12 protein-coding genes are annotated in these 14,520 nt (G+C 27.1%); 1 reads left to right on the top strand and 11 read right to left on the bottom strand.

Going from position 1 to position 14,520, the window contains the following annotated elements:
- Window positions 1-28: 28 nt before the first annotated feature.
- The 8 genes from ABVS04_RS05560 to rpsL all read right to left on the bottom strand — a co-directional run bounded on the left by ABVS04_RS05560 (window position 29) and on the right by rpsL (window position 11,337).
- Window positions 29-1,291: a glycosyltransferase family 9 protein gene (locus ABVS04_RS05560; RefSeq protein WP_368029674.1), complete on the bottom strand. Its 1,263-nt coding sequence runs from the start codon at window positions 1,289-1,291 to the stop codon at window positions 29-31.
- 17 nt (window positions 1,292-1,308) lie between these two features.
- The gene (locus ABVS04_RS05555) at window positions 1,309-2,595 is read right to left on the bottom strand and encodes a peptidase U32 family protein (protein WP_368029673.1); all 1,287 of its coding nucleotides are present in this window, start codon (window positions 2,593-2,595) and stop codon (window positions 1,309-1,311) included.
- 121 nt (window positions 2,596-2,716) lie between these two features.
- A complete protein-coding gene (locus ABVS04_RS05550; RefSeq protein WP_368029672.1) occupies window positions 2,717-5,629 on the bottom strand; it encodes a cache domain-containing protein in 2,913 nt (970 codons plus the stop codon).
- 157 nt (window positions 5,630-5,786) lie between these two features.
- Window positions 5,787-7,316 (bottom strand): AAA family ATPase, encoded by a 1,530-nt coding sequence (locus ABVS04_RS05545; RefSeq protein ID WP_368029671.1) that lies wholly within the window; start codon window positions 7,314-7,316, stop codon window positions 5,787-5,789.
- Window positions 7,317-7,319: 3 nt separating this feature from the next.
- Window positions 7,320-8,186, bottom strand: a complete 867-nt coding sequence (locus tag ABVS04_RS05540) for an NAD(+)/NADH kinase (RefSeq protein WP_368029670.1) — start codon at window positions 8,184-8,186, stop codon at window positions 7,320-7,322.
- Window positions 8,187-8,359: 173 nt separating this feature from the next.
- Window positions 8,360-10,465, bottom strand: coding sequence for an elongation factor G (gene fusA, locus ABVS04_RS05535; protein WP_368029669.1), 2,106 nt, complete (start codon window positions 10,463-10,465; stop codon window positions 8,360-8,362).
- Window positions 10,466-10,474: 9 nt separating this feature from the next.
- The gene (rpsG, locus tag ABVS04_RS05530; protein ID WP_172127417.1) at window positions 10,475-10,942 is read right to left on the bottom strand and encodes a 30S ribosomal protein S7; all 468 of its coding nucleotides are present in this window, start codon (window positions 10,940-10,942) and stop codon (window positions 10,475-10,477) included.
- An 11-nt stretch (window positions 10,943-10,953) separates the two neighbouring features.
- Window positions 10,954-11,337, bottom strand: coding sequence for a 30S ribosomal protein S12 (gene rpsL / locus ABVS04_RS05525; RefSeq protein ID WP_172127419.1), 384 nt, complete (start codon window positions 11,335-11,337; stop codon window positions 10,954-10,956).
- A gap of 281 nt (window positions 11,338-11,618) precedes the next feature.
- Between rpsL and ABVS04_RS05520 the strand changes: the two genes are divergently transcribed.
- On the top strand, window positions 11,619-12,764 hold the full coding sequence (locus ABVS04_RS05520) for an MFS transporter (protein WP_368029668.1): 1,146 nt from the start codon (window positions 11,619-11,621) through the stop codon (window positions 12,762-12,764).
- A 23-nt stretch (window positions 12,765-12,787) separates the two neighbouring features.
- On the opposite strand, the gene ABVS04_RS05515 is transcribed toward ABVS04_RS05520, so the two are convergent.
- The 3 genes from ABVS04_RS05515 to ABVS04_RS05505 are packed head-to-tail and all read right to left on the bottom strand — an operon-like array spanning window position 12,788 to window position 14,342.
- Window positions 12,788-12,979 (bottom strand): YwbE family protein, encoded by a 192-nt coding sequence (locus tag ABVS04_RS05515; RefSeq protein WP_368029667.1) that lies wholly within the window; start codon window positions 12,977-12,979, stop codon window positions 12,788-12,790.
- Window positions 12,979-13,479, bottom strand: a complete 501-nt coding sequence (locus ABVS04_RS05510; RefSeq protein ID WP_368029666.1) for a hypothetical protein — start codon at window positions 13,477-13,479, stop codon at window positions 12,979-12,981. Before ABVS04_RS05510 ends, ABVS04_RS05515 begins: the two co-directional genes overlap by 1 nt.
- 47 nt (window positions 13,480-13,526) lie before the next feature.
- The gene (locus tag ABVS04_RS05505) at window positions 13,527-14,342 is read right to left on the bottom strand and encodes a DUF2971 domain-containing protein (RefSeq protein ID WP_368029665.1); all 816 of its coding nucleotides are present in this window, start codon (window positions 14,340-14,342) and stop codon (window positions 13,527-13,529) included.
- Window positions 14,343-14,520: the final 178 nt, after the last annotated feature.

Here is a 14,520-nt window from a genome sequence, read left to right as displayed (position 1 = left end):
CTTTTTTGTTTTTTAACCTATTATTCTATCAAAACTTATCTAATAGTTTTATAATCTGCTTTATCTTTATTTTCTTCCATGATTCAAACTTATAAAAGGTTAAACTTTCATTTTCATATATAAATTTTGAAAGATTTTTTGATTTATCTTTTATGTAAATAACTTTTAAATATTTATAATATTTACTTTTTAATCCAAAATCATTTTGAGTAAATAAACCAATTGTAGGAACCATAAATGCATCACTAATATGATACGTTGATGTATCTGTAGTTATAATTTTATTCATACAAGAAACTATATAAATAAAATCATTTAAATTTTTTGATTCTTTTGATAAATCAATATAATTATCCTCTTTTATTTTAGAATCTATTTGTAAAGTTGAGATAATAATATAGTCATCAGCTTTCAGTAATAATTCTTTTAAAAAAGAAGCAGCAATTGCTTGAGGAATTGATTTATTTATATTTGCAGAATAAGGATGGAATAAAAGTAATTTACCTTTTAATTTTGCCTCTTCAATTTTTTTTATAAGAGAATCGGAAACTTTATAATTTGAAATATTAAGTTGATTATATTTTTCATTTTCATCTATCTTTTTATAATCAATACCAAATTTATAAAGCCATTTATCTACATTATTCAAAGGCAGATTTAAAGCAATTTTTATATCAAAACTATTATCAAAGAAATAATCATATTCGCAAAGCTTTTTTGATGTTAAACTCAATGGAAATACATTATTTATAAAATCTTGAGTTTCATAAAGTTGTTTATCTCTTGTATAAAAGCTATTATTTGATGCATTTATAAATATATCAAATTTAATATTTTTATATACTTCTTTTAATTTCTTATGTAAAATTCTTAAAGCTGTACATGAAGAAATAATATCACTAATACTAGAACCTACTCCACCAATAAACGCAAACTTTACTTCATTTTTATCAATAGCTTTCAATTGTTTGAAGATATCTACAGGTTTTATATTTAAAAATTCTAAATAAGCTTGGTTTTCTCTATTTTCTATTTCATTGATATTTGGAATTCCAAGTTCAATAGGAAAAGTTGAGATTGAACGAATAGTTTCTTCATTTAAAGTTTTTGCAAAATATTTTTCTTTATCAACTTTTGCAAAAATATTTTTTATATCTTTAAAATCATCATAAGTTGTAATATATACTGTCTCATTTTCTAAATTTGATGGTACTCTTAATTTAAAGTAATTAACCAAAGTACCATCTGTAGTTTTAATATTTATATTTTGAGTAACTCTAAAAAATATCATATTTAAAAAAATACTTATTATTCAATTGTTTCTGTAACGTTTTCAACTCTAAACATTGTTAAATAAGGAAGTTTTCCTGGTAATTTAATTTTATTTACATTCCCACTATGAACTGATTCTAACTCTTTATTTGTTTCAGTCAAGATTTTTTTGAAGTTGATATAATAAATATCATCTTTTTTAAAGATTTTTCCAATTTCATTTTCACACTCTTCCAATGTATCACCTGTTGGAGTAAAAATTTCAATATCTTCATTTGGATAAACTTTATATTTGCATAAGAAATGTTCTTCATCTTCTGTTACTAAACCTGTAACTTCATATGAACCTTTACTTAAAGCATAATCATGATTTTGAGAATCTGTTTTTTCAAATGGTCTATGAATTAGATATGCATCAGTAAAACCTCTATTTTTTGTAGTATGAAGTTCTCTTTGATATTTATCTGCATCATATTTATTATCATAATAATCATCAATTGCGCTTCTATACGCTTTTGCTGTTACAGCTGCATAATATGGTGATTTTGTTCTTCCTTCAATTTTAAGAGAATCTACAGCTCCCGAATCAAGTATTTCTTGTATATGTGATGCTAAATTCATATCTTTAGAGTTAAAAATATATGTTCCCACACCTGGTTCTTCTTCTAATCTAAATAAAGTATTATGATCTTCATTTACAGCATATAATGTGTATTCAAATCTACAGTCATTTGCACAGCTTCCTCTATTTGGAACTCTTCCCATTTGAACAGCAGATACTAAACAACGTCCTGAATATGCAAAACACATTGAACCATGTACAAAAATTTCTATTTCCATATCTGGTAAATGTTTTTTAATTTCAACAACATCTTTTAAAGATATTTCTCTAGCAACTACAATTCTTTTTACTCCCATATCCCAAAATACTTGCGCATCAAGATAATTTAATACATTTGCTTGTGTTGATAAATGAATATCAATTTGAGGAGCAATTTCTCTACATAATTTTACAACTCCTGGAGCTGCAACTATAAAACCATCTGGTTCAAGTGCTGCCATTGTTGCTATATGTTTTTTTAGTAATTCTATTTGAGAGTTAAATGGAAATCCATTAATTGTAGCGTAAACTTTTTTTCCACGTGCATGAGCATAATCAATTCCTTCTTTAAATGTTTCAAAAGTGAATTCTTTTCCGGCTCTAATTCTTAAACTAAAGTGACTAACTCCTGCATATACGGCATCTGCACCATATTTTATAGCTATTTTTAACTTTTCTAGATTTCCAGCAGGTGATAATAACTCTACTTTTTTATTGTTCATAAATTTCCTTTAAATACTTTCTTATAAATATATTTGTTTTTTTAGTTTAATATTATACCTATTTTTAAATAAATATAAAAGAGGATAGTTTTGATCTTATTTAAGTGAGAAAGGAAAGCTTTTAAAAGCTTTCCCATTCGTCGTCATCTTTTTTAGAAGGTGTAATTACATTTGATTTTGTTTTTTCAGAAACTATTGTTTTTGTAGGTGCTTTATAAGCATCTTTAGAAATTTCTTTTTTTTCCGTTTTTATAAGTGGTTTTGATGAAAAATCTTCACTTGTTGTTTCTATTTTTTTTACAAAAATATTGTCTTTTTTTAACTGATCTAATGATTTAAATACATTATTTGTAGCACTATCTAATGTATTAGAAAAATTATTTAAAAGATTTGTATCGGGTTGAACTTTACAATATTCGTTAATATAATCTTGCACGCTAGAATGTACTAAATTATGATGAACTTTTAACTGTGACCAATTATCTGTTTTTGTAAATGATTTTCCTGAATTTTCTTGCTCAATTAACCATTTACCTAATGCACATTCAGTTGGTTTAGTAACCGTCCAAGGTGTTTTTGTTGTTCCTACTTTTTCAAAATTTACCATTTTAAATTTTATATGATCATTTTTAAGTTTTGAAATATTAAATACTAAATCAATATCTTGAATTTCTTCTTTTGTTGATACTTTAAATTTAGCTCTATCTGCAATTTGAAGTAAGGTATCAGATAATTTTGAAACTTCATTTGCTAAACCGCTAATAGTAGTTGCAGAGTTTGCATTAACTTGTGTAGCTTGATCAAGGGCGTTAACAGCATCATTAATTTGAATAATTCCTTTTTCTTCTTCTCTACTAGCTTGAGAAACGTCTTCTATTAATGTAATTGTTTCATTAATTTTACTATTTAAACTTGTATAACCACTAATCATATTATTTGCAATTACTTTACCTTCATTTGCTTTTGAAGTAGCAGATGCAACTATATCTTTAATTTCTTTAGCAGCTTCTGCACTTCTAGCTGCTAGGTTTCTAACTTCAGCAGCAACTACGGCAAATCCTCTTCCTGCTTCTCCAGCAGTTGCAGCTTCAACAGCTGCATTAAGTGAAAGTATATTTGTTTGAAACGCGATTTGATCAATTACAGTAATTGCATCGTTAATTGATTTTACTTGACTATCTATATCATCCATGGCTCTTGTTGTTTTTAGTGCTAATGTTTCTCCATCTTTTGAAGAGACTTGCAATTCATTTGCTAATGTTGACATTTGATAAACTTTTTGAACACTTGATTTAACTATTGAAGTTATCTCTTCAACAGCTGCTGCTGTTTCTTCTAATGATGCAGCTTGTTCATTTGCAGATGAAGATAATCTATTTGCAGATTTTGATAATATATTTGTATCTTCATTTAATTTTTTACCACTTTCAACAATCATTGATAAAAATTCTGAAACAGAAATTCCTATTAACTGTGAACTTGCAATCAATGAAGAAATAATTCCATTTGCTTTTGATGATTCTTCAATTTTACTGTTTGGGGTAAAGTCTGAATTACCATACTGCATTAAAATATTATTTAAATTACTTAAATTTTCATTTGTTTTTGAGATCATAGAATTTATAGAATCTCTTAATTTCATTACTTGAGTATTTGATGAAGTTTTTTCAATTTTATATACATAAAATCCATTATTAACTTTTTCAATAACAGAATCAACTTCTTCTATAACTCTTGCATCTTCTTCATAACCAGCTTTTAACTTTCCTATATAACCATTAAAGCTATCTACTAAATGTCCAATTTCATCATTTGAAGTTTTTTCAATAATTTCACTTGATGAATTATCTGAACTAATATCTATTATCGCATCATTTAAATTTTCAAGTGGTTTTATTATCATTTTTTTAATCAAATAACTATATATTAAGTATACTATTATAATAGCTATTATTGAAAAAAGAGATACACCTAAAATTATATTATTTATTTCTTCTTTTGTATTTTCTTCCATTGCTACAATATCTGATTCTATATCATCAACATATGCTCCTGTTCCAATAACCCAATCCCATTTTTCAAATCTTTGCACATAAGAAAACTTTTGCTGAGGAGTATCTTTCCCTGGTTTTTCCCACATGTATTTTACAAGACCACCCTCTTTATTTTTATTTGCAACTTTTACAATTTCTTGATATAAATATAAACCTGTAGGATCTTTTAAGTTTGTCATATCTTTTCCAGCTAATTCAGCTTTAACTCCATGCATTTTTACAATATGGTTAGAATCATTAATCCAAAAATAACCATCTTTTCCATATTTCATATTTGATATTGCTGTTAATGCTTCTTCTTGTATTTTAGAAGATACATCAGATACATATTCACCAGTTCCTACTACCCAATTATAAGGTTTAAATAATTTAATAAAAGAAACTTTTGGTTGTGGTTTATCAAATCCTGGTTTTGCCCATACATAATCAACAAAACCTTCACCATCTTTTTTTGCAAGTGCTGCAAATTCAGAAAATATTTGTTTCCCACCTTCATCTTTAAATGAAGCTAAATCTTTTCCATTTAATGCGGGTTTAATTGGATGGATAACCATTACAGCATTTGTATCATTAATCCAAAAATAACCACTATCTCCATATCTTGTAGCATCAACAATAGATTTTAGTCTTTGTTTTAAAGCATCTTCTGAGAGAACATCTTTTAATTTAGTATATTCAGATTCTAATATTGAAAATAAGAAATTAGTCTGCTTTTTTAAATCATCTTGAACTTCAATTTTAATCTTATCAATTGCAGTTCTTTCATTATAAGCTTCAACTGTTTTCATTGCTAAAGAAACATAGTTTTTTAACTCTTCTTCTTTTTTAGCATAAGATTCTTCTTTATATCTATTAATATTTTCATTTGAAAGTTTATTAATAGAATAAATTGAATCAATAGCAATAGACAATGAAACCACAATAATAGTGATCAAAGAAAGTAATAACAACTTTCCTTTTATTGATATATTTCTAAACATTAGGATTCTCCATATATTAATTTTATATAATATATTACCTTTTGTAAGATTAAAATACAACTGTAATTTAATTATTTTAAAGAAAAAAGCTATTATTTACTTAAAGTAAGCATTGTTATTAAGTAACTTTATATAAATTATCAAATATTAAAATAAATTATTTTAACAAATTCTTTGCAAATTCTAGGGCTTCACTCGTAATATTTTCACCACTAATCATTCTTGCAATCTCATTTATTCTTTCTTTTTCATTAAGTAATTTAACACTTGAATTTCCATTATGTTTATCTACTAGAAAATGCTGATTTGCAGATGAAGTCAACTGTGGTTGATGCGAAATTGCAAATATTTGATAAGATTTACTCAACTTTATTAATACTTTTGAAATAGCATCACTCTCTTTACCACTTAAGTTTGCATCAATTTCATCTAAAAACAAGATTCCATTATCAACAATATCAAATTCACTCATAGAAGTTAAAAGAGCAAGCCTTAGTCTATTATATTCTCCTGAACTAATTGTTTCTAAAGAAACTCCATTCAATTCAAAAAGAATATTATCAATACCTGAATTATCTAATTGTTTTTCTTCTAAAACAATTTTAGCGTTACTTAAATATAAAAATTTAAGATATTCATTTATTTTATTTTCTAATATTACTGCACTATCTTTTCTATATTTTGAAATTTCTAATGAGAGTAGTGATAACTCTTCATTTATTTTTTTATAATCTTTTTCTAATTTTTCTTTTTGAAAAGATATATTTTCATAAGACTCTAACTCTTTTTTCTTTTGCTCTTTATATTTTAAACACTCTTCAATTGAACCAAATCTTTTTTGTAAAGCTGATAATTTCTCAATTCTATCTAGAACATTTTCAATATTTATATCTTCAAGCTCATATAAAGAATCATTAAATTTTTCAAAGACATTATTAAGTTCATTCATGGCTTCATCAAAAAAAGAAGAATCCACTTCCATCAATTCTAAAACATTTGTAACATTTTGATTAAATTCCATAATACCTGAAGCTTTTTTTATAGCAACTTCAATTTTCTCTTTTTTTGATAATCTTTTTTTTATTAAATTTAATTCTTCATACTCATCAATACTTGGATTTATTTGCTCAATTTTGTCTATTTCAAATTTTGCAAACTCTTTTAAATCCTCAAGTTTATTTTCATCTTCTAAAATCTTTCTTAATTCTTTTTTTATTTGAAGAAACTCTAAATATAACTTGTCAAATAAATTTTTTATTTTGCTAAATTCTTTTTTATTTTTTAAAGTTAATTTATCTAAAAAGTTTATTAATTTGTAGCTATCAAATTCTGATGTATCTTTTAAGTTTAAATGTTTGATAAGTCTTGATGATAATTCATTTAAATTTTTCTTTGAAATTGTTTGATTATTTAAAAAATATCTTATTTTATCTTTCTTTATACTTTTAATTACAATATCATCATCAAGTGAAATATCGTATGATTCATCAGTAAAATTTAAATTGTCTAGCTGTATTTCTCCTAAATTTGCTTTAACATCTGATAGGGCAAATAAAGACAATATGGCTTGCATTAAGATAGATTTTCCAGCACCACTTGGACCTGTAAAAATATTTAGTCCACTTTTAAACTCTAAATCAACTTCATTAAAAGATAAACAATCTTTTAGATAAACTCTTGTAATCAATTTTTAGTTACCCCATCTTAATTTTTCATTTAATACTTCAAAATAGTTTCTTTGAATTCTATGGATCATTTTTGCTTTTTTTGATGCAATTTTTATTTTTATAGATTGATTTTGTTCAACTTCATAAATATCTTGACCATCAACTATCACAACAGCACCTTGATTATCAGCAATTTTAAACTCTATTTCAAAATCCGCTGGCATCACAAGAGGTCTTTGTGTTAAAGAGTGAGGTGCAACTGGAGTTACTATAAATGCTTCAGTTAAAGGATAAACAATAGGTCCTCCAACTGACAGATTATAAGCAGTTGAACCTGTTGGTGTTGAAATAATAACACCATCACCAAAATATGTATTAAAATGTTTTCCATCAATTTTTGCAGAAATTTTTATCATAGATGAAATTGATTTTCTAGAAATTACAATATCATTAAAAGCAACAAATTTATTTAAATTTACACTTCCTTCTACCATCATTCTATTATCAATTTTATATATATTATTTTTCAAATCTTTTATAAAATTAGGTAATTGCTCCATTGAAATATCAGTTAAGAATCCTAAAGTTCCAAGATTTATTCCAAGAACTGGCTTATCGTACTTAAATGATTTCCTAACAACTGAAAGTAATGTTCCATCCCCACCAACAGAAATTAAAAAATCGACCTTGTGACATAACTCATCTAGAGAAATACCTTCTAAACAGATCATATTTGCAGAGTTATCTTCTAATAATATCTCAATATCAGCTTTTTGAAACAACTCTTTTATTTTTAGATATGTAGTTTTAAGTTCAGGACTTGAAGGTCTTAATATAATACCTGCTGTTTTAATACTTTTAAGTAGTTCAAAATTTTTTTCAATTCTCAAAAATCACCCATCTTTTTTTATTTTTAGATTTATTTAAAATATTTTAATATTTTAGCTGATTATTTATAATAACTTAAATAAATTTAAAACAAAAAAAAAGGGATATGCTTTTGCATATCCCTTTTTAATATAAAAGTTACTTGATATATATCTTTCACTCTTACTTTACGTAATTAACCATTTCTTTTTTTGATGATTTCTTCAGAAACATTTTTTGGTACTTCTGAATAGTTATCGAAAATCATAGAATATGTTGCTCTACCTTGAGACATAGATCTTAAGTCAGTAGAATAACCGAACATTTCAGATAATGGAATCATTGCAACAACTAGTTTTACACCAGCTCTGTCATCCATAGATTGAACTTGTCCTCTTCTTTTATTACAATCCCCAATAACATCTCCCATATAATCTTCAGGAGTTTCAATTTCAACTTTCATAATTGGTTCAAGAATACAAGCACCAGCAGCAGCTGATCTACAACCTTGTTTGAATCCCATAGAAGCAGCTAATTTAAACGCCATTTCAGATGAGTCAACGTCATGGTAAGAACCATCATAAACAGATACTTCAATGTTAACCATTGGATATCCAGCTAAAATTCCACCTTGCATTGCTTCAAAACAACCTTTTTCAACAGCTGGAATATACTCTTTTGGAATTACCCCACCTTTAATTTCGTTGTTAAATTTAAAGTTTTCTTCGCTTCCAACTAATGGCTTAATGTCTAAATATACGTGACCGTATTGACCTTTACCACCTGATTGTTTTGCGTATTTGTACTCTTGTTTAACAGCATTTTTAATTGTTTCTCTATAAGCAACTTGAGGAGCTCCAACTTCAGCTTCAACTTTAAATTCTCTTTTCATTCTATCTACAAGAATTTCAAGGTGTAATTCACCCATTCCTGAAATAATAGTTTGTCCAGTTTCTTCATCAGTATTAACTCTGAATGATGGATCTTCTTCAGCAAGTTTACCTAATGCGATACCCATTTTTTCTTGGTCAGCTTTTGTTTTTGGCTCAACTGCAACAGAAATAACTGGTTCTGGGAATTCCATTCTTTCTAAGATAACAGGATCTTTTTCAGAAGCTAATGTATCTCCAGTAATTGTATATTTTAAACCAACAACAGCACCGATTTCACCAGCATAAAGCTCTTTAATCTCTTCTCTGTTATTAGCATGCATTTTAAGTAATCTTCCGATTCTTTCTTTTTTCATTTTTGTTGAGTTATATACGTAAGTTCCAGATTCTAAAACCCCTCTATAAACCCTAGCAAATGTTAACTGTCCAACAAATGGGTCAGTCATAATTTTAAATGCTAATGCTGCAACTTCACCTGCATCTGTTGAAGGAACGATAACAGCTTCACCATCTTGAGTTTCACCATTAATATCAGCAACTTCAGTTGGAGCTGGTAAATACATAGCAACAGCATCAAGTAAAGTTTGAACACCTTTATTTTTAAAAGCTGTTCCACAAGTCATAGGAGTAATAGTCATATTTAAACAACCAGCTTTAATTCCTCTTGTGATTTCTTCTTCAGTTAATTCTTCACCTTCAAGGTATTTTTCCATTAACTCTTCGATTGATTCAGCAGCTGATTCAATCATTTTTTCTCTATATTCTTCAGCAATTTCTTGCATATCAGCAGGAATTTCTTCAACGTGATAGTTAGAACCCATTGCTGCATCTTCATCCCAAACGATTGCTTTCATTTGTACTAAATCAATAATACCTTTAAAGTTTTCTTCAGAACCAATTGGTAATTGAATAGGAACAGCGTTTGATTTTAATCTTTCGTTAACTTGTTTTAAAACATTGTAAAAATCAGCACCAGTTCTATCCATTTTATTAACGAATATCATTCTTGGTACTTTATATTTATTAGCTTGTCTCCAAACAGTTTCAGATTGTGGTTGAACCCCACCAACTGAACAGAATACTGCTACAGCTCCATCAAGAACCCTCATAGATCTCTCAACTTCAATTGTAAAGTCAACGTGACCTGGAGTGTCAATGATGTTAATCATTAATTGCTCTTTAGTTTTTGGGTGAGTCCAGTTACAAGTAGTAGCAGCAGAAGTAATTGTAATACCTCTTTCTTGCTCTTGTTCCATCCAGTCCATTGTTGCAGCACCTTCATGAACCTCACCAATTTTGTGTGAAACACCTGTATAGAATAAAATTCTTTCAGTAGTAGTTGTTTTTCCTGCATCAATATGAGCAGCAATACCGATATTTCTAACTCTGTTAAGTGGTGTTTTTCTAGCCATTTATAATTCCTACCATCTGTAGTGTGCAAATGCTTTATTAGCTTCTGCCATTCTATGCATATCTTCTTTCTTCTTGAAAGATGAACCTCTTTCGTTAGCAGCTTCGAATAATTCGTTAGCTAATCTTTCTACCATAGTTCTTTCATTTCTTTTTCTAGCATATTCAACTAACCATCTTAATGCTAAAGTTTGTCTTCTTACAGCTCTTACTTCAACAGGAACTTGGTATGTAGCTCCACCAACTCTTCTAGATCTTACTTCTAAAAGTGGTTTAACATTTTCAACTGCTTTTTCGAATAAGTCAATACCTTTTTCTTCACCTCTTGCATCAAGGTTAGCAATTGCACCATACATGATTTTTTCAGCAGTAGATTTTTTACCATCTTGCATTACTGTATTAACAAATTTTGTGATCACTTTACTATTGTAGATAGGATCAGCCATTATTTCTCTAACTGGAGCTTTTCTTCTTCTCATTTTCTATCCTTCTACTTTTTCTTAGCTTTTGCTTTTTTAGTACCATATTTAGATCTTGCAACAGTTCTGTTTGCAACACCAGCAGTATCTAAAGCACCTCTTACGATGTGGTATTTAACCCCAGGTAAATCCTTAACTCTTCCCCCTCTTACTAGAACAATTGAGTGCTCTTGTAAGTTGTGACCTTCACCACCGATATATGAAATTACTTCATATCCAGATGTTAATCTAACTTTTGCAACTTTTCTTAAAGCCGAGTTAGGTTTTTTTGGAGTTGTAGTATATACTCTTGTACATACTCCTCTTCTTTGTGGACAACTTTCTAACGCTGGCGATTTAGATTTTTTTATAACCTTTTTTCGCTCATTTCTTACAAGCTGATTGATTGTAGGCATTTCTTTCCTTTATATAAATTGGTTTGAGTAATTATAGCCTTACCCATGCTTCTCGTGCAAATTCAACATTTTAGTTGAAACGATACTCCCATTCTAGGAAACATAAATTGTTTTAGTTTTCTAAAAAAGTACGGGATTATACTAAAACTATACTTAATTATTCTTTATTTGAATTCACATAATCTATTTTAACTTTTAAACTTCATCTATTTAAGTATAAAATAAATTATTCCTACTAAAATTCAAAAAAATTTATTCAAATTTCAAGAAAAGATATTATTATGACAAAACAATTATTCCCTTTAGCCTTAGGTGGTTTAGGAATTGGAACTACTGAATTTGCAATAATGGGATTACTTCCTGATATTTCAAGCTCACTTAATGTTTCTATTCCTATAGCAGGCCACTTAATTTCTGCCTATGCCTTTGGTGTAGTAGTTGGAGCACCAATTTTAGTTGCTCTAAGTGCAAAATTTCCTCCTAAAAATATTTTAATCATTTTTATGTTTTTATTTACTATATTCAATGCATTATCTATTGTGTCACCTGATTATAGTACTTTGTTAATATCAAGATTTTTATCAGGGCTTCCTCATGGAGCATTTTTTGGAGTTGCTACAATCGTAGCTTCACGTTTAGCAAAAAAAGGCAAAGAAGCACAAGCCATTGCCTCAATTTTTACAGGTCTTACTCTAGCAATTTTACTTATGGTTCCTTTAGTTACTTTTATAGGGCATCATCTTAATTGGAGATATTCATTTGGTGTTGTTTCTCTTTTGGGTTTATTTACTATTTTATTTTTATATATTTGGTTACCTTCTATGAAACCTCTACGAAGCGTTAGTTTTAAAGAAGAATTAGAATTTTTCAAAACAATAAAAGCTTGGCATATATTAACAATTGTTGCTATTGGTTTTGCTGGTTTATTTGCATGGTTTAGTTATATTGCACCTCTTTTAATTCATATTGCAGGCTTTAATATTGAAGTTGTATCTTATTTAATGATAGTTGCGGGTGCTGGTATGGTTGTAGGAAATATTGCAGGAGGATATTTAGCTGATAAAAGAGATCCAGTAATTGTTGCTATTTTTTTACTTTTTCTAATGGTTATATCATTACTTTTAGTATTTTTCTTTTCTGAAAGTAAAATTGTTTCCATTATACTTACTTTTGTTTGTAGTGCATTAGCTTTATCTTTTGGAAGTCCAATAAATATGATAATGTTAAAAAGTGCTAAACATTCTGAAATGTTAGCAGCAGCATTTATTCAAGCTGGTTTTAACGTAGCAAATTCATTAGGAGCATTATTGGGAGGAATTCCACTACTATATGGTTTATCTTTTAATTATCCAGCATTAGTGGGAGCAGGAATGGCTCTTTTTGGTGCTATTTTATGTTTGTTATTTTATAGAAAATATGAAAGATAAACTCTTTCATATATGAATCTATTTTATAAAATTTCTTGAACACGACCAACTTGTCCATCTTGTAGTTTAACTTTAATACCATGGGGATGAGTTGGTGAATTTGTAAGAATATCTTTAACAATACCTTGAGTTAATTTTCCACTTCTTTGATCTTGTTTTAAAACAATATTTACTTTTAATCCTTGTTTTATATTAAATCTTTTTTTTGGATCCATTAGATTTCTTCTTCTCTTTTGTAAGTTAAAATATCTTTTGCAAAATCTATATGATAAAAGAATATTATTTTATAAATCATTGAAACTTTTGTTTTTTTCTCAACAGATGTATCTAAAATAGAAAATGTAAAACCGAATAAATCTTCTTCTTTTTTTGGAGTTACTTTTATAGAAACAGGCTTTAATGTTCTCATCATATTCATAGTTTCTTTGTAATCTTTGGGATTTAAGCCATTTAACATATCTCCATCTCTTTCTTCTTTTCTCATGGCAGAGAATAGTTGATCTAAACTATCTTTAAATATTTGTTTATTCCAATTTAATTTTGCTTTTGCAAAGTGAAATACACAGCTTTTATTCAATAAAGCATGTGGTTTTTCTTTTTTTATATCTTCAATCATTTGAAGGAAGACATTAGTTCCTCCAATACTCATTGCAAATTGTTTTACTTCATCATGTAATTGATTTTTTCTTTCTAATGTTAATTCATTAAAATTCATATTATTCCTCTTGTTTTACTTTTTATTTTAATAGTATAGCTAAAATATCATCTATATGATGATTTTGAATTTTTAATATCCACATTATAGAATCCATTATTTGCTAAAAATATTTTTATCTCTTGATTAATAAACTTATTTTTAGGTCCTTTTATTATCTCTAAAATTGGTGGTTTACTTTCGCAAAAATAATCAAATTTTAGTTCAAAATAAGGTATTAAATTTCCACAAACAGCTCTAAACATCATTTGTGATAAATTGTTTTTAAATATAAATTGTTTGGTTTTTTCATCTTCTATTATTATTGGATTATGAATTAATCTAACTTCTTGCTCTTCCATAAAAAGTTCATTTTTTGATTTAGCTGATAAATTATTTATTTCATTTATAATATTTTCACAATATTCTTTAAACTCTTTTGATTCAAAATTTATTTTATCATCCAATTTTAATAATGGCTTCAAAATTTTTTCTATTTCTACTTCTTGTTGCTTTTCATCATATAAAACCTCTGAAGTTTTAATTAAATCATTTTGTTCAAAATAATCTGTATTAAAACCAATAGCTACTCCAAAACCATCATTAGCATAAGCTCTCCATTGGCTAAGTAAATCATCTCCTTGAGAAAATGAGGCAATATAGACAGTTGGTTGTTGATTTTCAAACAATTTAATGAAACTATTAAATTTTTCGTAAGAATTTTTATTTGTATACTCTTTTATTTTTTTTAAAACTTTATCTTTTATCCAGTGTATTTCTTTATAGTCATTTAGATTATAAACTGAACTAAGCCATATAGTTTTATTTTGAATTATAGCCTTGAATGAATCTACGTTACAATAGTGATATATAATTTTTCCCATAAAAGCTCCTGATAAAAATATTATACTATAAATTAAGAAAATTGAAATTACAATTAATTATATATTTTATATATAAATATATAGAATTATATATTAAATTATAATATTATATATTTATAAATCTTTTGATATAATTTATTTATATAAAACAATATAATATATAAATATATATAGAAAT

Origin of the sequence: Arcobacter sp. s6, assembly GCF_040884245.1 — a bacterium.
GTDB lineage: Bacteria > Campylobacterota > Campylobacteria > Campylobacterales > Arcobacteraceae > Aliarcobacter.
Note: the sequence above shows the minus strand (reverse complement) of the source record. Positions and strands in the feature narration are given on the sequence as shown.